The organism is Deltaproteobacteria bacterium GWC2_65_14, assembly GCA_001797615.1.
In the GTDB taxonomy this organism is placed as follows: Bacteria; Desulfobacterota; Deferrimicrobia; order Deferrimicrobiales; family Deferrimicrobiaceae; genus GWC2-65-14.
Genome location: MGPV01000022.1, coordinates 42,327 through 63,549 on the forward strand (window position 1 = coordinate 42,327; position 21,223 = coordinate 63,549).

Here is a 21,223-nt window from a genome sequence, read left to right on the forward strand (position 1 = left end):
GGAAGGGCTATTGGTCCTCCGGCACGGGGATCTCGGCGGCGGATCCCCAGAGCCGGTCGAACTTGTAGAATTCCCGGACCTCGTCCAGGAACACGTGCACGACCATGTCGGCGTAGTCCAGCAGCACCCAGCGACCGTCCCGGACTCCCTCGACGACGAAGGGCCGCGTCCCTTCCTTCCGGAGCGTCTCCTCGATGTGGCCGGCGATGGTGGTCACCTGACGGTCCGAGGTGCCCGAGCAGATCAGGAAATAGTCGGTGAAGGATGCGCTTTCCCGGACGTCCAGGGCCCGGATGCCGACGGCCTTCTTTTCCTGCGCCATCCGGGCGCAACGGATCAGCGTCTCCCTGGTCGTGATGGCGGTCATCCCTCCCCGGGACGGGTATAGAGCCGGTTTCCGGCGATATGCTTCTCCACCTCCGGCGGAACGAGCCCCCGGATGCTCTTCCCGCATGCCACCTTCTCGCGGATTCCGCGCGAAGAAATATCCAGGGCCGGGAAGGCGGGGCAGAACAGCTTCCGTCCCCCCGGCAGGAGATAGCTTTCCCCGTTCCAACTATAGCAATGCGGTTTTTCTTTTTCAATACGCAACCCTTCCGGCGGCGACGGCTCGCCCGCGGCTCCCGGGCGGGGAAGCAGGATGAAATCGCACGCCGCGAGAAACTCCCGGTACCGGTGCCAGGTGGCGATCTCCGCGAAGGAGTCGGCCCCCATCACGAAGAGCCAGTCGACCCCGGGCCCGGCCCGGCGGAACTCCAGGACGGTGTCCAGGGAATAGGAGGGGCCTTCCCTGCGCAGCTCCAGGTCGGACACCTCGAATCCGGGAATCCCCCGGATGGCGGCGGCGGTCATCGCCAGCCGCTGCGCGGCGTCGGAGACCGGCTGCCCCGGCTTGTGCGGGGGATGGCGGGCCGGCAGGAAGACGACCCGGGGGAGGGAAAAGGCCTCCTTCACCTCGATCGCCATCCGCAGGTGCCCGATGTGGAACGGGTCGAAGGTTCCGCCGAATAGGGCCGCGGATGTTCGCGGGGGAGGCACGCCGCTACGTCCGGACCTGGCCGTCCCCGAAGGCGATGAACTTCGTCGTGGTGAGCTCGGTCAGCCCCATCGGGCCGAACGCGTGGATCTTGGTGGTGCTGATCCCGATCTCGGCGCCCAGGCCCAGCTGGAACCCGTCGTTGAACCGGGTGGAGGCGTTCACGAGCACCAGCGAGGAGTCCACCTCGCGGATGAAGCGCATCGCCCGCGCATGATCCTTCGTGAGAATCGCCTCGGTGTGCAGGGAGCCGTACGTCCGGATATGCGAGAGGGCCGCCTCCATCGAGGGGACCACGCGCACCGCCAGGATCAGGTCGAGAAACTCGGTACCCCAGTCCTCCTCCCTCGCGGGCTTCGCCGCCGGCACGAGCCGCACCGTCTCCGGGCAGCCGCGGATCTCGACACCGTGCCGGACCATCTCGGCCGCGGCGGCGGGCAGGAAGGAGCCGGCCGCCCTCTCGTGGACGAGCAGCGTCTCCATCGCGTTGCAGACGCCGGGACGCTGGACCTTGGCGTTCACGCAGACGGAGATCGCCTGCGGCAGATCCGGATCCTCGTCCACGTAGATGTGGCAGACCCCCTTGTAGTGCTTGATGACCGGGATGCGGGACTTTTCCGCGACGCTGCGGATCAGCCCTTCCCCGCCGCGGGGGATGATGAGGTCGATGTACTCCTCCGCCCGGAGCATCTCGTCGATCGCCGCCCGGTCGGTCCGCCGGATCACCGAGACCGCGTCCTCCGGAAGGCCGGAGGAGGCGAGCGCTTCCCTCAGGATTTCCGCGATGGCGAGGTTGGAGTGGATCGCCTCCGATCCGCCCCGGAGGATGACGGCGTTTCCCGACTTGACGCACAGCGCGGCGGAGTCGGCCGTCACGTTCGGCCGCGATTCGTAGATGATCCCGATCACCCCGAGGGGGATCCGCATTTTTCCCACCCAGAGCCCGTTCGGGCGCCTCCACATCCGCTCGACTTCCCCCACCGGGTCGGGAAGGGAGACCACCTCCTCGATTCCGGCCGCCATCTGGGCGATCCTCCCCTCGTCCAGGGCGAGGCGGTCGACCATCGCGCCGGAAAGCCCCCGGTCCGCGGCGGCCGCAAGGTCCGTCCGGTTCTCCCGGAGGATCCGTTCCGACTGCTCCCGCAGCCCCCGGGCCATGGCGGAAAGGGCACGGTTCTTCTCGGAGGCGCCGGCATGCCCGATCCGCGCGGCCGCCTCCCGCGCGGCGCGGCAGACCTCGTTCACCGAATTCCGGAGTTCCGTCATCTACCGGTCCGCTCTTTTCCCTTCCCCGGCCCCCTCGTGGCGGGGGAGGATCGTCAGGTTGTCCCGGTGGACCACCTCGGCGGGGAGATTCTCCCCGAGGAGCGCGCGGACGTCGGGAGTCTTCTTCCCCATTCCCGCCTCGACCTGCCCGCTGTCCCAGGAACTGATCCCCCGCGCGACCTCCCGTCCCCGCCGGTCGCTGATGGAGACGGCGTCGCCGCTGCGGAAGGTCCCGCGCACCCCCGTGATCCCCGCGGGGAGCAGGCTTTTTCCCTGCTCCCGGAGGACCAGGATCGCCCCGTCGTCGACGGTGATCGTCCCGTGGGGATGCCTCGCGTAGGCGATCCACATCTTCCGCCGGTTTGCCTTCCCGGGGCCGCCGGGCAGGATCAGCGTTCCGACCTCCTTCCCCGCGAGGATGTCGGCGAGGGAGCGGGGCGACAGCCCCGAGGCGATCACCACGGGGATCCCCGAGTCGCTCGCCAGCCTCGCCGAGAGGAGCTTGGAGCCCATGCCGCCGGTCCCGACGGTCCCCCGGGACTGCCCGGAAGCGGCCCGGATCCTCTCCTCCGTGATGCGCTCGAGCAGGGGGAGGAGGCGGGCGTCGCGGTGGCGGAGCGGGTCCCGGTCGAACACCCCCTTCCGGTCGGTGAGCAGCACCATGAGGTCGGCTCCGACCATCTGGGTGACCAGGGCGGCGAGGTGGTCGTTGTCCCCCAGCCGGATCTCCTCGGTGGCGACGGTGTCGTTCTCGTTGATGATCGGGACGATCCCCCGCGCCAGAAGCGTCTCGATCGTGTTCCGCGCGTTGATGTACCGTTCCCGGCTTTCGAAGTCCTCGTGGGTGAGCAGCAGCTGGCCGACCTGCCGCCCCCGCCGCTCGAAGGCGCGCTCGTAGGCCTGCATCAGGGTGGTCTGCCCCACGGCCGCAGCCGCCTGCTTGAGGGCGATGGTGCGCGGCTTCTCCCGCATCCCCAGCTTCTTGCGCCCCGCCGCGATCGCTCCCGAGGTGACGACCACGAAGCGGATCCCGTCCCGCTCCCAGGAGGCGGTCACCTGGGAGGCGAGGGCGCGGATCGTGGGGAGGCGGAGCCCCGCCTCGACGTCGGCGAGCGTTCCGCTTCCGAGTTTCACCACGACCCTGCGGATCCTGCGGGAACGGAGCAGGGATGCACGCGCCGCCGCGCTGTCAGGATTCATGCCGTCGGCCTTCTCCGGAGCGCCACCAGGGCATCCAGCAGGGTCTTGACCCCCATCCCGGTGGCCGCGGAAATATAATAGGCATTCCCTTCCGGGATTTTCAACATCGCCCGGGCCTTTTCCGCCGCCTCCCGCGCGCCGGGGAGGTCGGTCTTGTTGAAGGCGAGCAGGGCCGGGCGGGCGACGAGCCCGGGGTTGAACCGTTCCAGCTCCTCCCGCACGGTCCGGTAGGCGGCGGCGATCTCCCGCGGCGGCTTCGAGGAGTCCAGGACATGGACCAGCACCTCGGTCCGTTCCGCGTGCTTGAGGAACCGGTGCCCCAGCCCTGCCCCCCGGTGTGCCCCCTCGATCAGCCCGGGAAGGTCGGCCACCACGAAATCCTCGTCCCGGTGGGACACCATGCCGAGCACGGGGGAGAGGGTGGTGAAGGGATAATCGGCGATCTTCGGACGGGCGCGGGAGATGCTTGCGAGGAAAGTCGATTTCCCGGCGTTCGGGAGCCCGACCAGCCCGACGCTCGCGATGAGCTTCAGCGTGAGCCGGAGGCGGCGCCCCTCCCCCGGGATTCCCGGTTGGGCGTAATCGGGGGCCTGGTTCGTCGAGGTGGCGAAGGTGGCGTTACCCCGCCCCCCCCTCCCGCCGCCGGCGACGACCACGGAATCGCCGTCCCGGGTAAGGTCCGCGAGCGTTTCCCCGCTGTCGGCGTCCTGGACCATGGTCCCGGCGGGGACGGGGATCACGAGGTCCTCGGCGTTTCGCCCGTGCATCTTCTTTCCCTTTCCGTGCACGCCCCGGCGGGCCCGGAAGAGGTTCCGGTACCGGAAGTCGAGCAGGGTGGCGAGGCCGGGGACGGCACGCAGGACGACGCTAGCGCCGTTCCCGCCGTTTCCGCCGTCCGGCCCCCCGCGGGGCACATGTTTTTCCCGGCGAAAGCTGGAACACCCCCGCCCGCCGTCTCCGGAGCGGACGGTGATGGTGACCTCGTCGACGAAGCGCATGGAGAGGAAAGAACTACGATGCGTAGAGGACGGACACCCTCTTGCGGTCTTTCCCGAACCGCTGGAACTGGACCGTCCCGTCGATCAGGGCGAACAGGGTATGGTCCCTTCCGACCCCGACGTTCTGTCCGGGATGGACGGCGGTTCCCCGCTGGCGCACGATGATCGAGCCGGCGGTCACCAGTTCCCCGCCGTAGGCCTTCACGCCGAGCCGCTTGCTCTGGCTGTCCCGCCCGTTCCGGGAGCTTCCGACCCCTTTTTTGTGCGCCATGGCGCGATCCTCCCTGCGGTTATCCTACCCGGATTTCCCGGACCGAGAGCCGGGTGAAGGCCTGGCGGTGCCCCTGCTTGCGGGCGTAGTTCTTCCGCCGCTTGAACTTGTAGACCACGATCTTCTTCCCCTTGCCATCCCCGAGCGAGACGCAAAGGACCTTCGCGTTCGGGACGGTGGGGGCGCCCACGGTCGTTCCCTGTTCGGAGGAGACGAGCAGCACGTCGGTGAGCTCGACCTCGGAGCCGGTCTCGACCGGGAGCTTCTCGACCTGGATGACATCCCCGGGGGCGACGCGGAGCTGCTTCCCCCCGGTGCGGACCACGGCATACATGTTCACGACCCTCCGTTCAGGGCTCGAATAGGAACAAATCATGATAAAGAAGTCCTTTTTCGCTGTCAACCCGGAATTCGACCCGGTATTCGACCCGGAATTCGACACATGGGATGGGGTATCCTGTTCCTGAGTCGGCCGGAAGCGGAAAGGCGGGGGAATGGAAACCCGGGACGTCCTGATCGTCGGGGGGGGGCCTGCGGGCCTTCTTCTGGCGCACAACTTCCAGGAGCACGGGATCGACTACCGGGTCCTCGAGCGGGGGAAGGTGGCCCAGGCCTGGCGGATGATGCGCCAGGGGATGACGCTGCTCTCCCCGGCCGTTCCCGGGACCGACTGGACGTCGCTCTCGCTCCGGCATCCTATCTGGGCGCTTCCGGGGACCCGGAAACCGTTCCCCAGCCGGGAGGATTTCCTCTGCTACGTCGAGTCCTTCACCCGGGAGAACCTGCTCCGGGTGACGGAGAATACCGCGGCGGTCCGCGCGGTCGTCGTCCCGGGGGGATTCATGGTGGAGACCTCTTCCGGGGAGATGGCCTGTCGCTTCCTCGTGCTGGCCTCCGGATCGACTACCGTTCCCGCCTACCCGGACGTTCCGGGGGTCGGGAACAATCCGTACGTCCTCCATGCCTCCGATTTCATCCATTGCATGGCCTACACGGGGAAGCGGGTCCTGATCGTGGGCGGCGGAAACTCCGCCGCGGAGATCGCGATCGAGCTGGCCGGCACCGCCCGGGTGACGATCTGCACGAGGGGGCCGATCCGCTACTTCTCCGCCACGGGGGAGCTGGAGGATATCCGGGGGTCGTCGGAGAGCATCCTCAAGGAGTGCGTCCGGTTCGGGATCGTCCGGCTCCGGGAGGAGGATCCTCCCGCCGCCGTCTCGGGGAGGCGGGTCCGGTTCCGGATGGGCGAGGAGGAGGAGTTCGACTGGATCCTCTGCGCGACCGGATACCGGCCGGCCTGGGTCCCCATGGAGGGAGGGACGGTGCAGGTGGGGGAGGGGGGATTCCCGGTGATCTCCGCGACGGGGGAATCGACCGTCCCCGGGCTCTACTTCTGCGGGTCGCTCGCCCGTTTCCACCGGCGCTGCGCCTTCATCCACGGCTTCCGGAACTACGTCGAGAAGGTCTTCTGGGACATCGCCGACAAGGTCTAGGCCGGTTCAGCTCCCCGGGGTGATGTTCTCCGGGAGCCGGTACTGGATCGCCTCGGCCACGTGCTGGGCGGCGACCCGTTTCTCGCGCGCCAGATCGGCGATCGTCCGGGCGACCCGTCCCGTCTTGTTCAGCGCCCTTCCGGACAGCTTCAGCCGGTCCGCCGCGCGCACGAGAAGGATCCGCGCCTCGGGGGCGAACGAGGAGATCAGCTCGGAAAAGGGGGCTCGCGCGTCCCCGTTCGTGCGCCAGGGGCGGCCGGAATGCCGCTTCGCCTGGATCCGCCGGCATTCCATGACCCGCCCGCGCACCGTCGCCGAGTCTTCCCCCCACGATCCGGCCGACCATTCGTCGCCGGGAACCGGGACGACCGAGAGGGAGAGGTCCACCCGGTCCAGGAGCGGCCCGGAGAATTTCCGGGAGAATCTCTCGCGCAGCGCGGGGGTGCACCGGCAGACCTTCCGGGGGTGCCCGGCGTTCCCGCACGGGCAGAGATTGGTGGCGGCGAGGAGGAGGAACCGGCAGGGGAACCGGCAGGCGGTTCCGGCCCGCGCGATCACGACCTCCCCGGACTCGAGCGGCTGTCGGAGCGACTCCCGCACCTCCGGCCGGAACTCGGAGAACTCGTCGAGGAAGAGGACCCCGCCGTGGGCGAAGCTCGCCTCCCCGGGGCGGGGGGGGGAGGCGCCCCCGAGCAGTCCCGCCCGGGTGACCGAGTGGTGGGGCGCACGGAAGGGCCGGCGGGTCAGGATGGAGGGCCAGGGAGGCTCTCCCGCGGCGCTGTAGATCCGCGCGGTCTCCAGCGCCTCCTCCCCCGAGAACTCGGGAAGGATCCCGGGGATCCGCTCCGCGAGCATGGTCTTCCCGCACCCCGGGGGGCCGGCGAACAGCAGCGGATGGTTCCCGGCGGCGGAAATCTCCAGGACCCTGCGTCCGAGCGGCTGGCCGACCACGTCCCGAAGATCCATCGCCGGGGAGCCGGGCGAAACGGGAAGAGGGGCGGGGCCGGGATCCGGCGGCTCCGGCGATTCCCCGGAGAGGCGGAAGGCGGCCTGCCGGAGCGAATCCGCCGTGAGGACCCGGATGCCGGGAACCAGAGCGGCTTCCGACCGGTTCGCGGCGGGGACGAGGATCCCCGCGAGCCCCATCTCCCGGGCCAGAAGCCCCTGCGGCAGGACTCCGCGAACCGGCTTGAGGGAGCCGTCCAGCGACAGTTCCCCCGCCACCAGGTAGTCCCTCAGCGCGTCTCCCGGGAAGACCCCTTCCGCGCAAAGCAGGGAGAGGGCGATCGGAAGGTCGAGCAGAGCCCCCTCTTTCCTCAGGTCCGCGGGGGCCAGGCTGATCGTGATCTTCCGGCCCGGGTAGGGGAGGCCGGAATTGCGGATGGCCGCACGGATCCGGTCGGCGCTTTCCCGGACCGACCCTCCCGGAAGGCCCACGAGCGTCAGGGAAGGCAATCCGCGGGAGATGTCGGTTTCCACTTCGACCGGGATCGCTTCGATCCCGGACAGGGTCGCGGTCAGCACCCGGACCAGCACGCGGCCTCCCCCGGCCTCCCCCCGGTTTCCGGAGGACCGGTTCCGGGAGGGGGCGATCGTTTCCCTCCGGGAGGTGCAACCCTCGTACCGGCCGGTAACGCTTCGGGGTGCGCCCGTCCAGCGTCCGCCTGGACCGGCGCCCGGACATTCCGGACCGGAGGGGGACCGGGAAACCGATGGCCGAGGGAGGTTTGTTGATGGGGGAGGTCGTTTCGAATAGAATGTCGGAGACGAGGCCGGTCCCGGACCGGTCCGGGGGGAGGCGTTGCCCAAGGACGGAAGGGTGAGCATGGCCGACGTATCGGGGAAGGGGGAAACCGTCCGGACGGCGGTCGCCGAAGGGAGGGTGTTCCTGTCCCGTCCGGCCTGGGAAATGCTGAGGAAGGGAGAGATCCCGAAGGGAGATGTCCTGTCGGTGGCGCGCGTGGCCGGGATCTCCGCGGCCAAGGACACCTCCCGGATCCTTCCCCTGTGCCACCCGCTCCCGCTCGATTCGGTCCGGGTCGATCTTTCCCTCCCCGCGCCGGGAGAGGTGCGGATCGAGGCGGAGGCCAAGACCTGCGCGAAGACGGGGGTCGAAATGGAGGCGCTCACCGCGGTGGCCGCCGCAGCGCTCTGCGTCTACGACATGGCCAAGCCGGTGGACCGGTCGATCCGGATCGAGGGGATCCGCCTGCTGCGGAAAACCGGCGGGAAACTCGGAGACTACGTGGCGCCCGGCCTGGAAAGCCCCCGGCGGAGCCGGACCGCCAGCCGGGCGGCCTCCCGGGATTCCTCCTCCGGCAGCGGGCGCGGGCCGAAACGGTCCAGGTGATAGAGGCGGAGGAAGCGCCCTGCCTCCTCCGCGAGCAACGGGGATCCCTGCACCGCGCGGTCCAGCATCTCCTCCAGCGTCGTGCCGGGGGAGCGCCGTAATCCTTTCGAGGCAAGGAATTTCAGAAGACGGCCGTAGGAGCGGGGAAGCCGCTCCCCGGCGCGTCCGGTTCCAAAGAGGACCGGCGGGCGGAATCGCTTCCGCAGGATCCACGCGAGGGAAACCGCGCAGGCCGACACGACGGCCGCTGCCCCCGCGGTCCGCCCACGAGGGAGTCCTTCCCACCCCCGGATCCGGTCCCGGAGACTCCAGCGGGCGCGACGCACGGCGGTCCAGCTCCGGGACACCGCTTCCGCCTGCATCTTCAGCGAGTAGTTGATCACGTACTTGTTCCACCGCTGCCGCGCCCAGTCCAGGTAGATTCCCAGCAGCCCGGTTTTCACGGAGAAGGGGGAGTCCCCTCCGGCCGGGGGGGTGGCGTCCAGCGTGACCCAACGGCCCTCGATCCATCCTTCCGTCCAGGCGTGGGCGTCGGACTGCCGGACGATCAGGTAGTTCCCGGGGGCGCTCCACTCCCCCCCGAGATACCCCGCGGCGACCCTGGCGGGGATCCCGGCGGAACGCAGGAGCAGCGCGAGACCGGTGGCGTAGTGCTCGCAATACCCCGCCTTCCGGACGAAGAGGAATTCCTGGACCGTGCCGGCCGGATCGTCCAGCGTGTACCGGAAGCCCGACCGGAAGTGCGAAAGAAGCCGTTCCGCCTTCTCCCGGTCGGTCCCCGCCCCCGCCGCGATCCGTTCCGCCAGGCCGCGGACATCCTCCATCCCGGGCGGGAGGGCGAGGGCTCCGTCCCGGGCGGCGGGGAGCAGTTTTTCCCGGGAGGAGCCGCCCTGCGCGAACCGGACCCGGTACCGCACCGCGGAGCGCAACGGCTCCTGGAACGAGTAGCTTCCCGCAAGGTCGGTCCACAGGTGCCCGAGGTCCCCCTCGATGGTGACCGGCGTCCCGTAGACGAAGAGCGCCGGGTGGCTCGCGGGCTCCAGGACGATCTCGGCCGTGGAGAGCGGTCCCCCGGTAGGGGGGGAACCGGCGAGATAGTAGAACCCGCTCCGGGAGACGCCGACCAGGGGAGTTCCGCCGCGCCTCCAGCGCGAGCCGTCGAACCGGGAATAGACCGCTCCCCGGAGGTAGAGGTCCGTCGGTACGGTCGAGGGGGCCAGCTCCGGAAACTCGATCCGGGCAGCGACCCTCCGGTCGGTCTTGGCGGAGGTGACGTCCCGGAGGGTGATCGTGTCGGAAAACCCCGGAAGCCCGGCCGACCGGCTCAGGTGCCGAAGGATGTGACCGATCCCGATCCGGGGGATCGCCACGAAGAGTACGGCCGTCATCGCGAAACCGGCGACGGCGGCCAGCGAAAGCAGACGGACCGCGAATCCCGGGAGGACCTCCGCCGCGGCCTCCCGGAGCTCCGCCTCCTCCTCCAGGTGAAGGGCCCACATCGCCCCCGCGGAGAGCCCGAGAAAGAGAAGAAGGAAAAGGGCGAACTGGATCTCCGAGGAGACGGCGGCGGCGGCGAGAAACTCGAGGAAGGAGACGGCGCAGAGCTGCCAGCCGTCCCGGGTCGTCTTGGGAAGGAGGAACTTGACCGACTGGACTCCGAGAACCAGCAGGGTGACGGCCGAAAGGAGGTCCCGGCTGCCGGCGAAGAAGTCGGCGGAGGCTGCGAGGGCCGTCGCCAGGACCAGAGGCGTCGAGAGGCGATGCCAGCCCGGCCGTTCCGTGCCCGCCCGGTCCAGCAGGACCCCGAGGAGGAAGGCGGCGGTCGCCGCGGCCAGTCCCGCCCGGGAGATCTCCGTGAGAAAGAACAGGGGGAGAAGCCCGGCGATCCAGTGGGCCCGGAGGCAATACCAGAGGATCGGCGGGAGGGGAGGATGCCTCCGTTCCCGCCTCACGGGGATTCCGCCTCCGCCGTCGCCAGGAAGAAGAGGGCCCGGCGACGCCGGTCCGCCTGCGACGGTTCCACGGAGGGACCCCTGCCGATCCGAAGGCGGTAGAGGCGACCCTCCCGCTCCAGGCGGAGGACGAGTCCGCACGCCCTCGACAGGTGCCGTTCGAGCTGCTCCTCCGGGGAGGACAGGGGAACCCGGATGTCGACGACCCGGTCCGGCTCCGCCTCCCGCTCCTTCACCATCCACCGTCCCCGTTTCGCGGAGGCTTTCCAGTGGATCTCCCGGACCGGGTCGGCGGGCATGTGCTCCCGCGCGCCCCGGACCATAGGCCCCTGCCTTCCCGCGGGGGTCTGTCCCCCGTCCGGAAGCTCCCCGGATCGGAGGAGTTCGGTCGCCCCGCTGCTCTCCGGCTCCGGGTAGACCAGCAGGGAGGACGCCGGGACCATGAGGCGCCGCGATTTTTCGAACAGGCCGAACGGGAAGCGGGTGGAGATTGTGCAGGAGAAGGGGGGGACGGAACCTCTGCGGGAAGGACGCCATTCCACGACCCGGTCGGCGGATCCCCCGGGGGGGATTACCGGAAACCGGACCGTTCCGCAGGCCACCGGGGGGCCGGGAGTCACCGCGAGGGAAACCGCGGGGAACCGCTTCCCCGGGGCGGAGCAGGTCAGGACGAGGAAGGAGGGCCGTCCCGCGAAGGCCTCCGAGGCATGGCGGATCGCGACCCGGACTCCCCGGATCGATCCCTCCGAGAGGATCCCCGACAGGATGATCAGGGAGAGGTTCATGCTGAAGGCGAGGTAGAGGAGGTTGTTCCCGGTGTTCACCGCCGCCGCGCCGACCCCGAGAGTGAGCGCGATGAAGCCCTTGCCCGAAAAGGTGATCCGAAGGCTCCTCGGGAAGAGGGGCCGTTTCCGGAACCTGCCGGGAAGCGGGGTCACAGGGGAGCCGGGACGGCCTCCAGGATCTCCGAGAGGACCGATTCCGCCGCCTCCGTGTCCGCCCCCTCGCCGGGCGCCCCCTTCAGGAAGATCCGGTGACAGAGAACGGGTCCCGCGGCCCTCCGGACATCCCCGGGGATCACATGATCCCTCCCGGAGAGCAGGGCGAGCGCCTGGGTGGTGTTTTTCAGCCCGATCGCCCCGCGGGGCGACGCTCCCAGCCGGACCGCGGGATGGACTCTCGTGGCCTCCACCAGGCGGTGGATGTAGTCCAGGATCGGCTCCCGGACGGTCACCTGCTCGGCCCGGGTCCTCATCTCGAGGATCTCCTCCGGGAGCAGGACCGGACGGATCCCGTCACGGCCGCGGAAGAGGGTGCTCTCCCGGATGAGCCGGAGTTCCGATTCCCGGTCCGGGTATCTCAGCCGGAGACGGAGATTGAACCGGTCGAGCTGCGACTCCGGCAGGGGATAGGTCCCGTGCTGCTCGAAGGGGTTCTGGGTGGCGATGACGAGAAACGGGTCCGGAAGGGGATAGGTCCGGTTGTCGACGGAGACCTGCCGCTCGCTCATCGCCTCGAGAAGCGCGCTCTGGGCCCTGGGATTGCTCCGGTTGATCTCGTCCGCGAGCACGATGTTCGCGAACAGCGGCCCCGGCGAGAAGGTGAAGCGCTTCCGGTCGACGTCGAAGATGTGGACCCCGACCACGTCCTGTGGGAGAAGGTCGCTCGTGAACTGCACCCGGCGGAAGGTGCCCGAGATTCCGGCCGCGATCGCCCGGGCGAGGGTCGTCTTTCCGGTCCCCGGGATATCCTCGAGCAGGATGTGCCCCCCGGCGAGGAAGGAGGCCAGGGCCAGCTCGACCTCGGGCCGTTTTCCGAGGAGAACCGATTCCACCGTGTCCCGCAGCCGCGAGATCCGGGCCGTTGCGTCCGAAAGGTCCATGCATATAGTATCGCCGAAATGCTTCCGCGACTTCGGTCGAAAATCGGGAACGGAACTTGAACCCTCCCCCCCGGGGGAACCGGAAGAAGGAGGGAGGATGAGGGGCTGGGCCGGCCGGGACGGGAGGCCGCTGGAGCACGAGGAGGAGGAATCGCTGTTCCGGGCCGCGTTTCCCGCGGACTGGGAGGGGATGCGGGGGGCCGCCCGGGGAGCTCGTCCCGGGGACACCGCGATGACCGGGCGCTGGGAGGCGGTGCTGGAGATCGCGCGGCGCGCCCTCTCCGCCCCGCGCAGCCGGCCCGCCCCGTTTTCCTCCGCGGGGGATGTGCACGAGAGGTACCGGTACCGGCTCGGGGATCTCCGCGTGGAGGTCTTCCTCGTCCTTCTGCTCGACGCCAGGCACAGACTGCTGGGCGACTTCCGGGCCTCGACCGGGATCCTGAACGGAAGCCTGGTCCACCCCCGGGAGGTGTTCTCGGCGGCGGTCGCGGAGAGGGCGGCGGCGGTCATCCTCGTGCACAACCACCCCAGCGGCGATCCCGCCCCCAGCCGGGAGGACCGGGAGATCACGGAGAGGATCCGGGCGGCGGGCGGAATCCTGGGGATTCCGGTGCTGGATCATGTGATAATCGGAAGTTGCACCTTTTACAGCTTCCGGGAGGAAGCGGGTTGGGGATAACGGGGTTTTTCAGGTCCGCCGCGATTCTGCTCCTCACCATCGGGGCCTCCCTGGCCGCGACGCTGGCCGGTGCGGTCACAAGGAGCGAGAGGCTCCCCGCGGAGATCGTGAAGCGGTGGGGGAAGCGGTTCGTCCGCATCGGGGGCTGGCCGGTGCGGGTCGAGGACGCCGGACGGATTCCGGAGGGAGGGGTCATCCTGGTTGCGAACCACCAGAGCCTCGTGGACATTCCGCTTCTGCTCTCCGCATTCCCCCGGGAGATCCGCTTCATCGCCAAGCGGGAGCTGGGGCGGATCCCCCTGTTCGGCCATGCGATGACGGCGTCGGGGAACCTGTTCGTCGACCGGGAGGATCCGCGGGACGCCGTCCACATGATGCGGCAGGCATCGGCGCTGCTCGCGAAGGGGCGCGCGCTGGTCGTCTTTCCGGAGGGGACCCGAAGCGGCGACGGCTCGATCGGGGAGTTCCGCCCGGGGGCCTTCCACATCGCCTGGAAGACCGGGTTCCCGCTGGTTCCCGTCTACCTGGACGGCGGGAGACGGGCGCTTCCGAAGGGGAGCCTGCTGTTCCGCCCGGCCGAGCTGGTCGTGCGGGTCCTTCCGCCGGTTTCTGCCGGTCCCGGCCGCCCGCTCTCGCGGGACGGGATGGCGGAGGAGACCCGGCGCCGGCTCCTGTCGGCGAAGGACGAGGAGGAGGGACGGTGCGCCGTCGCGACGTCATGAGGCACGCGGCGGGATCCGCCGGGAGGGACGGGAAATGCCGCTGCGCGTGATACCGCTCGGTGGGCTGGGCGAGATCGGCCTGAACTCGATGCTCTTCGACGACGGGGAGTCGGCCCTCCTCGTGGACGCCGGCCTCATGTTCCCGGACGACACGATGCCGGGGGTCGACTTCGTCATCCCCGACTTCGGCTTTCTCCGGGAGGTCGGCTCCCGGCTCGAGGGGGTTCTTCTCACCCACGGGCACGAGGACCATATCGGGGCCGTGGCCTTCCTGCTCAAGGAATTCGACCTCCCCGTCTACGGCACCCGCCTGACGCTCGGTCTCCTTCGGAATCGGCTGGCCGAGCACGGGCTGGCGGAGACGGCGAGGCTTCGCACGATCGGCCGCACCGAGCGGTTCCGGCTCGGCCGGTTCGACCTGGAGGCCTTCCCCGTCTGCCACAGCATCCCGGACGGGATCGGGTACATCCTCCGGTGCGGGGAGGGGGTGTTCGTCCACACGGGGGACTTCAAGCTCGACGCCCGTCCCCTGGACGGCGTGGGGACCGATCTCGGGCGGCTGGAACGGCTCGCCCGGGAGGAGGGGGTCACGGCCCTCTTCTCCGACTCCACGAACGTGGAGCGCAACGGCGTCAGCCTCCCCGAGGCGTTCGTGGGAGAGGCCCTCTCGGAGATTTTCGGCGGCGCGGAGGGCCGGGTCATCGTCGCGATGTTCTCCTCGAACATCCACCGGATCCAGGAGGCGCTGAACGCGGCCGCGCGCCACGGGAGGAAGGTGGCGCTCTGCGGGAGGAGCATGGTCGGGAACGTGGCCACCGCGATCGAGTTGGGGTGCATGCGCCTTCCGGATCCCGACATCCTGGTCCCCGCGGAGAGCGCCGAAACCCTCCCGGGAAAGGAGGTGGCGGTGCTGACCACCGGCAGCCAGGGGGAGCCCCGGTCGGCCCTCTCCCTGATGGCGCTGGGGGAGCACAAGTCGATCCGCATCCGGGCGGGGGACACGGCGGTCCTGTCGTCCAAGTTCATCCCGGGGAACGAGCGGGCGATCGCGAACGTGATCAACCATCTCTTCCTTTCCGGCGCCGACGTGCTCTATGAGAAGATCTCGGAGATCCACGTGTCCGGGCATGCCAGCCGGGACGAGCTCCGCTCCATGGTCCGGGCGGTCCGTCCCGACTACTTCATCCCGGTCCACGGGGAGCCGCGGCACCTGATCATGCACTGCACCCTCGCCCGGGAGGAGGGGGTGGGCCATGCCGAACTGGTGCGCAACGGGGAGATCCTCGAGTTCTCCTCCGGGAAGATGGGGCGGGACGGCAGGGTCCAGGTGGGGCGCCTGTTCGTGGACGGGAAGGACGTGGGGGAGGTCGAGGGGCTTGTCCTCAAGGACCGCTTCCACCTCGCGAAGAGCGGGCTGGTCATGGTGGTGCTGGCCGTTTCGCGGGCCGGCGGGGAGATCCTGTACGGCCCCGAGGTCGTGGCCCGCGGCGTGGTGTCGGAAAACGGATCGGACACGATCCTGGAGGGGGCCCGGGAGACGGTCCTGGCCGTCTGGGAGGAGGCGGGGGTCGAAACGAGGAAGGACATGGCCGAGCTGACGACGGGCATCCGGAAGGCGCTGCGCCGCTTCTTCAACAAGCGGCTGGAGCGGAAGCCGATGATCGTGCCCGTCCTCCTGGAGCTCTGACGATGGCGCAGGAGATCCGGAAGGACGGGCTCGCGCTCCTCTTCTTCGCCCTGGGGATCTTCCTCACGGTCGCGCTCCTCTCCTTCCACCAGATGGATCCCTCGTGGTCCTCCTTCAGCTCGGAGGGCGGCCCGGTGCGGAACTGGGGAGGGACGGTCGGGGCGATCCTGTCCGACCTCCTGCTGCAGCTGTTCGGGGTCGGGGCGATCGGGTTCCCGATCCTCTGCCTCGCGCTCTCCTACTGGATCTTCCGCGGGGAGGGGCTCTCGGGGCACTGGGTCCGGGCCGCGGGGGGGCTGCTCGCGGTCTGCTCCCTCCTCGGGATCCTGAGCTTCTTCGCCGGTCACATGCAGCTCTTCGGGTCGAACCTCTTCCTCCCCGGGCTGACGGGGTACCTGATCGGGGTGAACTTCTTCGGAAAGCTGCTCAGCAGGGTAGGGGGAGTGATCGTGCTCACGGCCCTGTTCCTGTTCGCCGTCATGCTGCTCACCGGGATTCCCCTGAGCGGCATCCCTTCCGCCTGGAGGCGGAAGAAGGAGGCGGAGCGGGTCCGCGCGATCGTGAAGGAGAGGATGGGCTCCCGGGAGCGCGGGGACCGGACGGGGGAGGCCCCCGCGCCCCCGCCGCCGCGCGAGAGCCCCCCGCCCCGGATCGTGCCCCCGTCCCCCGTGACGGAGGCCCCCCCGGGGGCGAGGACCGGCGGCAAGCGGTTCGTCCTGCCTCCGCTGGAGCTGCTGGAGCATCCCGAGGGGAACGGGAACGGGGCGGACGAGGGATCCCTGCAGGACAACGCCGTCGCTCTCCTGGAGAAGCTTTCCCAGCACGGCATCGAGGGGAACATCACCGAGATCCGCACGGGGCCGCTTGTCACCACCTACGAATTCCGGCCCGCCCCGGGTGTGAAGGCGAACCGGGTCGTGGCGATGGCGGGGGACCTCTCGCTGGCGATGCGGTGCGAGTCGGTCCGCGTCGTGCCGAACATCCCCGGGAAGGGGGTGATGGGGTTCGAGATCCCGAACGAGAAGCGGGTCAGCATCACGCTCCGGGAGCTTCTGGGGTGCCGGGCCTACGCCGACTCGGAGGCGGCGCTGTCCCTCGTGATCGGAAAGGACATCTTCGGGGAGCCGGTCATCCGGGATCTCTCGAAGATGCCCCATCTCCTGATCGCCGGGGCGACCGGCTCCGGGAAGAGCGTCGCCCTCCACAGCATGATCCTCTCCATCCTGTTCCGCGCGACGCCGGACGAGGTCCGGCTGATCCTGGTCGATCCCAAGATGCTGGAGCTCACCCTCTACGAAGGGATCCCCCACCTCTACCATCCGGTCGTCACCCAGCCGCGCGACGCGGGCCACGTGCTCAAGTGGGCGGTCGGCGAAATGCGGGGGAGGTACCAGCTCATGATGGAGAACGGCGTGCGGCACATCGACGCCTTCAACCAGCTGGTGGCGAAGCGGGCCCGCTTCTCCACCGGGACGAAGGTCCGCGAAGGGGAGGGGGAGGATCTGTCGCGGCTTCCCTTCGTCGTCATCGTGATCGACGAGCTCGCCGACCTGATGATGACCTCCACCTCCCGCCGGGAGGTGGAGGACTCCATCACCCAGCTGACCCAGATGGCCCGGGCCGCCGGGATCCACCTGATCTTCGCCACCCAGCGCCCCTCCGTGGATGTGCTCACGGGGGTGGTCAAGGCGAACTTTCCGTCCCGAATCTCCTTCAAGGTGGCCTCCCAGTTCGATTCGCGGACGATCCTCGACCAGTCGGGGTCGGAACATCTCCTCGGGTGGGGGGACATGCTGTTTCTCCAGCCGGGGATCGCGGGGATCGTCCGGGTTCACGGAGCCTACGTGGGCGAGGAGGAGATCCAGCGGGTCACGGGGCATCTCCGCGCCCAGGGGGAGCCGGTCTTCGAGCCGTCGATCCTCTCCCCGGCGGGGGAGGCGGAGGAGGAGCGGGACGCCTCCCGGGACGAGAAGTTCGACGACGCGGTCGAGGAGGTGGTCCGGGCGGGGCGCGCCTCGGTGTCCATGCTGCAGCGGCGTCTCCAGATCGGGTTCAACCGGGCCGCCCGCATCATCGAGGAGATGGAGCGGCAGGGGATCGTAGGCCCCTCGGAGGGGGGAAAGCCCCGCGAGGTCTACCGGACGGCCCGGGAGTAGGGGAGGCGGAGGATGAGCAGGCGTCACGGGAGTCGGTTCGGGTGGGTAGCGGCGGCGGTCCTGGTGCTCCTGCTGTCCGTGCCCTCGCCCGGCGGCGGAAGCGACGCGGAGGCCCTCCTGGCGAGGGTGTCGGCCCGGTACGCGGCGGCGAAGACCCTGTCGGCCGACTTCCGCCAGGAGGTTCCGCTGCAGAGCCTGGGGATCGTCCGGAAGGCGGCAGGGCGGGTCTACTTCGAGAGGCCGCTCCGGATGCGGTGGGACTATGAGGCGCCGGACACGCAGCTGTTTCTCGCGGACGGGGCCTATTTCTACTTCCGTCCCCCCGACTCCCCGCAGCTGTTCCGCCGGCGGATCGACGAGCGGGCGCTGGGGGGGAAGATCCCCCTTCTCCTGCTCTTCGGAAAAGGGGAAATCTCCGAGTTCTTCCGGGCCGAGGAGTCCGTCGTCCGGAAGGGGGGGGAAGAGATCGCGCTTCGCCTTGTCCCGAAGGGGGAGGCCGCGAACGAGGTCCGGCGGGTGGACCTGGTCGTCGGAGCCGGGGACGCGGTGATCCGGGAAGTGCACCTGTACGACCGGATGGGGGGGGCGAACCACCTCTATCTGGGGAAGACGGCGATCGATCCCGCCCTCCCGCCCGACCTGTTCCGCTTCCGGACGCCGCCGGGCGTCGAGGTGGTGGACGAGTGAGCGAGGCGCGGCGGCGGGAGATCACCGTCCGGATCCTCACGCTCGGCTGCGCGAAGAACTCGGTGGACGCGGAGGTCCTCTCCGGCCTGCTCGCCGGGGACGGGTGCCGCGTCGTGACCCGAGGTCGGGCCGACGTGGGGATCGTGAACAGCTGCGGCTTCATCCGGGAGGCGAAGGAGGAGTCGATCGAGGAGATCCTCGCGATGGCGCGGCTGAAGAAGCGGGGAACGATCCGCCGCCTGGTCGTCGCCGGATGCCTGGCCCGCAGGTACCGGGAGGAGCTTCCGGAATCTCTCCCCGAGGTGGACCTCTTCGTGGGACCGGGGGACATCCCGGCGGTCCCCGGCCTGCTCCGGGGACTGTTCGAGGGGAGCGCACCCCGCTCCCGCGTGGAGGAGATCGCCCTGCCGGACGAGGCCTACCGGCACAGGCTCCGGGAGGGTGCCGGCGGGTCGGCCTACCTGAAGATCCTGGAGGGGTGCGACCACCGCTGCGCCTACTGCGCCATCCCGGGGATCCGGGGACCGCTGAAAAGCCGGGACCGGGAATCGCTGCTGGCGGAGGCCCGCATGCTGGTGCGGGGCGGGGCCCGGGAGATCTGCCTGATCGGACAGGACATCACCTCCTACGGGGCGGACCGCGGGGAAGCCGGCGGGCTGGCTCCCCTCGTCCGGGAACTCTGCCGGATCCGGGACCTCCGGTGGCTCCGGCTCCTCTACCTCTACCCGACCCGGGTGGACAGGCCGTTGATCGATCTCGTCGCCGGGGAGGAGAAGGTCTGCAAGTACCTCGACATCCCGATCCAGCATATCGACGCGGGGGTGCTGGGCCGGATGGGACGCCGGTACGGGCCGGAGGAGGTTGTTTCCCTGCTGCGGCGGCTCCGGGAGAGGATCCCGGGGATCTTTCTGCGGACCACGCTGATCGCGGGGTTCCCGGGAGAGACCGACGCGGCCTTTGCGCGCCTCCTCCGCTTCGTGGAGGAGGCGCGGTTCGACTATCTGGGGGCCTTCCCCTATTCGCGGGAGGAGGGAACCCGGGCCTACGCGATGGGACGGCAGATTCCCGAGCGGGTGAAGCGGGAGAGGGTGCGGCAGGTCCAGGAGACCCAGGCCGGGATCCTGGACGCGCGCAACCGTGCGATGACGGGGCGGGAAGTCGAAATCCTGGTGGAGGAGGTCTCCGGGAAGGGGCGGGCAAGGGGGCGCCACCGGGGCCAGGCCCCGGAGGTGGACGGGAGCGTGATTCTCTCGGGGTACCGGGGGGTTGCGTCCCGCTTCTGCCGGGTCCGGATCACCGGAACCCGGGAGTGGGACCTGCTGGCAAAACCGGTTGACAGCGGTCCGCCACCGGGTATACTAACGTAATTTTTCAGGCCACCGAGGAGGTCGGAAACCGATGAAAACGATCCGGGAAATGCTCCTCAAGATGCGGGAGGAGCTCGTGCGGGAGATTACCCGCCGTTCCCGCGCGACCAAGGAGGGAAGCCCCCCCGACATCGGGGACATCCTCGACTCGGTTTCCGAGGAGCGCACCCGCGAGCTGGACATGCTTCTCACCGACCGGGAGAAGGCGAAGCTGAAGCAGATCGAGGACGCGCTCGACCGGATCGAGGAGAACAGCTACGGCCTGTGCGAGGAGTGCGGCGTGAAGATCCCGAAGGCCCGGCTCAAGGTCGTTCCCTTCGCCAAGTACTGCGTGGAGTGCAAGGAAGTGATCGAGCGGGAGGAGAAGTACACCCGGGAGGACTCGGAGACCGGGATCAAGAAGGTTCCTATCGCGGAGGCCGAGGAGTAGCGCCGTTCTCCTTTCCGGTCCCCCCCGCGGGTGCCGCGCGTTTCTCCGGTTTCGCTCCCCGCTCCCTCTGGAATTCGGCTACCGCCCGGTTGTGCTCCTCCAGGGTTTTCGAGAACTGGTGGGAGCCGTCGTTCCGGGAGACGAAGTAGAGGTACGGCGTGTCCTCCGGCCGCAGGGCGGCCATGAGGGCGGAACGGCCGGGATTCGCGATCGGCCCCGGGGGGAGCCCCCGGTTCAGGTAGGTGTTGTACGGATTGGGGGACTGGAGGTCCTTCCTCGAGAGGTTCCCGCCGAACTTCCGCAGTCCGTAGATCACGGTCGGGTCCATCTGCAGCGGCATCCCCAGCTTCAGGCGCCTGTGGATGACCGAGGAGACGATCGGCTTCTCGGCCTCCACCCCCGTCTCCTTCTCGATGATCGACGCGATCGTGACGACCTGGTGCAGCGTGAGCCTCCGCTCGGCCGCCGCGCTCTGCATGTCGGACGTGAACTGCCGGTGGAACCGGCGGACCAGGATGGACAGGATCTCCTCCTCCCGCATGTCCTTGACCAGCAGGTAGGTGTCCGGGAAGAGGAATCCCTCGGCCGTGTCGCCGGGGATGTCGAGGCGGTTCGCGAGGCCCGGCGAGGTGGCCGCCGCGACGAAGGCGCCCGGGTCGGCCAGCTCCAGGTCGGCCAGGATCCGGGCGACGTCGTAGAGGGTGGAGCCTTCCGGGATCGTCACCGGGTATTTGGAGACGTCCCCCGAAGAGATCTTCTGCCACAGCTCCAGCGCCGAGGGGGGGGCCGGGAAGGCGTACTCCCCCTGCTGGAGCGTCGTTCCGGTCATCGTCACCGTCACGAGGATCCGGAAGACGGCGGGGAACCGGAGCACGCCGCTTTCCGTGAGAATCCGGACGATTTCCGGGTAGCCGCTTCCCCGGGGAATCCGGACCTTCTTCAGGCGCCAGTTCTCCTGGGGGGGGCGCATGAGCGCCAGGCAGAAAAACAGCGCCGCCGCCGCGAGAACCGCACCCGCGGGGATCCTCCACGCAGGGAAGGTCACCG

General features: G+C 69.4%; 21 protein-coding genes. 9 read left to right on the plus strand and 12 right to left on the minus strand.

Annotated features, from left to right (window positions below; translation table 11 throughout):
• Positions 1-7: 7 nt before the first annotated feature.
• The 7 genes from A2X88_08190 to A2X88_08220 are packed head-to-tail and all read right to left on the minus strand — an operon-like array spanning position 8 to position 5,105.
• On the minus strand, positions 8-367 hold the full coding sequence (locus A2X88_08190) for a ribosome silencing factor (GenBank protein ID OGP34832.1): 360 nt from the start codon (positions 365-367) through the stop codon (positions 8-10).
• Positions 364-1,038, minus strand: coding sequence for a nicotinate (nicotinamide) nucleotide adenylyltransferase (locus A2X88_08195; protein OGP34833.1), 675 nt, complete (start codon positions 1,036-1,038; stop codon positions 364-366). Before A2X88_08195 ends, A2X88_08190 begins: the two co-directional genes overlap by 4 nt.
• Before the next feature lie 4 nt (positions 1,039-1,042).
• Complete coding sequence (locus A2X88_08200) at positions 1,043-2,302, minus strand: glutamate-5-semialdehyde dehydrogenase (protein ID OGP34834.1); 1,260 nt, start codon at positions 2,300-2,302, stop codon at positions 1,043-1,045.
• Complete coding sequence (locus tag A2X88_08205; GenBank protein ID OGP34835.1) at positions 2,303-3,502, minus strand: glutamate 5-kinase; 1,200 nt, start codon at positions 3,500-3,502, stop codon at positions 2,303-2,305.
• Entirely contained in the window at positions 3,499-4,500 is a 1,002-nt protein-coding gene (locus tag A2X88_08210; GenBank protein OGP34836.1) for a GTPase ObgE, read from the minus strand. Before A2X88_08210 ends, A2X88_08205 begins: the two co-directional genes overlap by 4 nt.
• Before the next feature lie 13 nt (positions 4,501-4,513).
• A complete protein-coding gene (locus A2X88_08215; GenBank protein ID OGP34837.1) occupies positions 4,514-4,771 on the minus strand; it encodes a 50S ribosomal protein L27 in 258 nt (85 codons plus the stop codon).
• A gap of 19 nt (positions 4,772-4,790) precedes the next feature.
• Positions 4,791-5,105, minus strand: a complete 315-nt coding sequence (locus tag A2X88_08220; protein OGP34869.1) for a 50S ribosomal protein L21 — start codon at positions 5,103-5,105, stop codon at positions 4,791-4,793.
• Between the two features lie 160 nt (positions 5,106-5,265).
• On the opposite strand from A2X88_08220, the gene A2X88_08225 reads away from it, so the two are divergent.
• Positions 5,266-6,264, plus strand: a complete 999-nt coding sequence (locus A2X88_08225) for a hypothetical protein (GenBank protein OGP34838.1) — start codon at positions 5,266-5,268, stop codon at positions 6,262-6,264.
• Positions 6,265-6,270: 6 nt separating this feature from the next.
• Here the strand turns inward: A2X88_08225 and A2X88_08230 are convergent, their stop codons facing one another.
• Positions 6,271-7,800 carry a hypothetical protein gene (locus tag A2X88_08230; protein OGP34839.1) on the minus strand — a complete coding sequence of 510 codons (1,530 nt, stop codon included), beginning with the start codon at positions 7,798-7,800 and terminating at the stop codon, positions 6,271-6,273.
• Between the two features lie 289 nt (positions 7,801-8,089).
• On the opposite strand from A2X88_08230, the gene A2X88_08235 reads away from it, so the two are divergent.
• On the plus strand, positions 8,090-8,614 hold the full coding sequence (locus tag A2X88_08235) for a molybdenum cofactor biosynthesis protein C (GenBank protein OGP34840.1): 525 nt from the start codon (positions 8,090-8,092) through the stop codon (positions 8,612-8,614).
• Here the strand turns inward: A2X88_08235 and A2X88_08240 are convergent.
• From A2X88_08240 to A2X88_08250, 3 genes are read right to left on the minus strand one after another with little or no spacing between them, the layout of a single operon-like run.
• On the minus strand, positions 8,506-10,566 hold the full coding sequence (locus A2X88_08240) for a hypothetical protein (GenBank protein ID OGP34841.1): 2,061 nt from the start codon (positions 10,564-10,566) through the stop codon (positions 8,506-8,508). The genes A2X88_08235 and A2X88_08240 overlap by 109 nt on opposite strands.
• On the minus strand, positions 10,563-11,504 hold the full coding sequence (locus A2X88_08245; GenBank protein ID OGP34842.1) for a hypothetical protein: 942 nt from the start codon (positions 11,502-11,504) through the stop codon (positions 10,563-10,565). The genes A2X88_08240 and A2X88_08245 overlap by 4 nt, the downstream gene beginning before the upstream one ends.
• On the minus strand, positions 11,501-12,448 hold the full coding sequence (locus A2X88_08250) for a hypothetical protein (GenBank protein ID OGP34843.1): 948 nt from the start codon (positions 12,446-12,448) through the stop codon (positions 11,501-11,503). The genes A2X88_08245 and A2X88_08250 overlap by 4 nt, the downstream gene beginning before the upstream one ends.
• Positions 12,449-12,545: 97 nt before the next feature.
• On the opposite strand from A2X88_08250, the gene A2X88_08255 reads away from it, so the two are divergent.
• The 7 genes from A2X88_08255 (at position 12,546) to A2X88_08285 (ending at position 20,176) form a co-directional block, all read left to right on the plus strand.
• A complete protein-coding gene (locus tag A2X88_08255) occupies positions 12,546-13,127 on the plus strand; it encodes a hypothetical protein (protein OGP34844.1) in 582 nt (193 codons plus the stop codon).
• Entirely contained in the window at positions 13,118-13,849 is a 732-nt protein-coding gene (locus tag A2X88_08260) for a hypothetical protein (protein OGP34845.1), read from the plus strand. The genes A2X88_08255 and A2X88_08260 overlap by 10 nt, the downstream gene beginning before the upstream one ends.
• A 34-nt stretch (positions 13,850-13,883) precedes the next feature.
• The gene (locus A2X88_08265; protein ID OGP34846.1) at positions 13,884-15,536 is read left to right on the plus strand and encodes a ribonuclease J; all 1,653 of its coding nucleotides are present in this window, start codon (positions 13,884-13,886) and stop codon (positions 15,534-15,536) included.
• Positions 15,537-15,538: 2 nt separating this feature from the next.
• Complete coding sequence (locus A2X88_08270; GenBank protein OGP34847.1) at positions 15,539-17,692, plus strand: hypothetical protein; 2,154 nt, start codon at positions 15,539-15,541, stop codon at positions 17,690-17,692.
• Between the two features lie 63 nt (positions 17,693-17,755).
• The gene (locus A2X88_08275; protein OGP34848.1) at positions 17,756-18,379 is read left to right on the plus strand and encodes a hypothetical protein; all 624 of its coding nucleotides are present in this window, start codon (positions 17,756-17,758) and stop codon (positions 18,377-18,379) included.
• Positions 18,376-19,746: a ribosomal protein S12 methylthiotransferase RimO gene (locus A2X88_08280; protein ID OGP34849.1), complete on the plus strand. Its 1,371-nt coding sequence runs from the start codon at positions 18,376-18,378 to the stop codon at positions 19,744-19,746. The genes A2X88_08275 and A2X88_08280 overlap by 4 nt, the downstream gene beginning before the upstream one ends.
• Before the next feature lie 31 nt (positions 19,747-19,777).
• Positions 19,778-20,176, plus strand: coding sequence for a hypothetical protein (locus A2X88_08285; GenBank protein ID OGP34850.1), 399 nt, complete (start codon positions 19,778-19,780; stop codon positions 20,174-20,176).
• On the opposite strand, the gene A2X88_08290 is transcribed toward A2X88_08285, so the two are convergent.
• Positions 20,154-21,221 carry a hypothetical protein gene (locus A2X88_08290; protein OGP34851.1) on the minus strand — a complete coding sequence of 356 codons (1,068 nt, stop codon included), beginning with the start codon at positions 21,219-21,221 and terminating at the stop codon, positions 20,154-20,156. The two genes, A2X88_08285 and A2X88_08290, sit on opposite strands and share 23 nt — an antisense overlap.
• Positions 21,222-21,223: the final 2 nt, after the last annotated feature.

Coding starts and splice junctions, on each gene's coding strand:
- A2X88_08190 (OGP34832.1), bottom strand. CDS start 367: ATGACCGCCATCACGACCAGGGAGACGCTGATCCGTTGCGCCCGGATG.
- A2X88_08200 (OGP34834.1), bottom strand. CDS start 2,302: ATGACGGAACTCCGGAATTCGGTGAACGAGGTCTGCCGCGCCGCGCGG.
- A2X88_08270 (OGP34847.1), top strand. CDS start 15,539: ATGGCGCAGGAGATCCGGAAGGACGGGCTCGCGCTCCTCTTCTTCGCC.
- A2X88_08250 (OGP34843.1), bottom strand. CDS start 12,448: ATGGACCTTTCGGACGCAACGGCCCGGATCTCGCGGCTGCGGGACACG.
- A2X88_08225 (OGP34838.1), top strand. CDS start 5,266: ATGGAAACCCGGGACGTCCTGATCGTCGGGGGGGGGCCTGCGGGCCTT.
- A2X88_08255 (OGP34844.1), top strand. CDS start 12,546: ATGAGGGGCTGGGCCGGCCGGGACGGGAGGCCGCTGGAGCACGAGGAG.
- A2X88_08235 (OGP34840.1), top strand. CDS start 8,090: ATGGCCGACGTATCGGGGAAGGGGGAAACCGTCCGGACGGCGGTCGCC.
- A2X88_08210 (OGP34836.1), bottom strand. CDS start 4,500: ATGCGCTTCGTCGACGAGGTCACCATCACCGTCCGCTCCGGAGACGGC.
- A2X88_08285 (OGP34850.1), top strand. CDS start 19,778: ATGAAAACGATCCGGGAAATGCTCCTCAAGATGCGGGAGGAGCTCGTG.
- A2X88_08215 (OGP34837.1), bottom strand. CDS start 4,771: ATGGCGCACAAAAAAGGGGTCGGAAGCTCCCGGAACGGGCGGGACAGC.
- A2X88_08265 (OGP34846.1), top strand. CDS start 13,884: ATGCCGCTGCGCGTGATACCGCTCGGTGGGCTGGGCGAGATCGGCCTG.
- A2X88_08205 (OGP34835.1), bottom strand. CDS start 3,502: ATGAATCCTGACAGCGCGGCGGCGCGTGCATCCCTGCTCCGTTCCCGC.
- A2X88_08220 (OGP34869.1), bottom strand. CDS start 5,105: ATGTATGCCGTGGTCCGCACCGGGGGGAAGCAGCTCCGCGTCGCCCCC.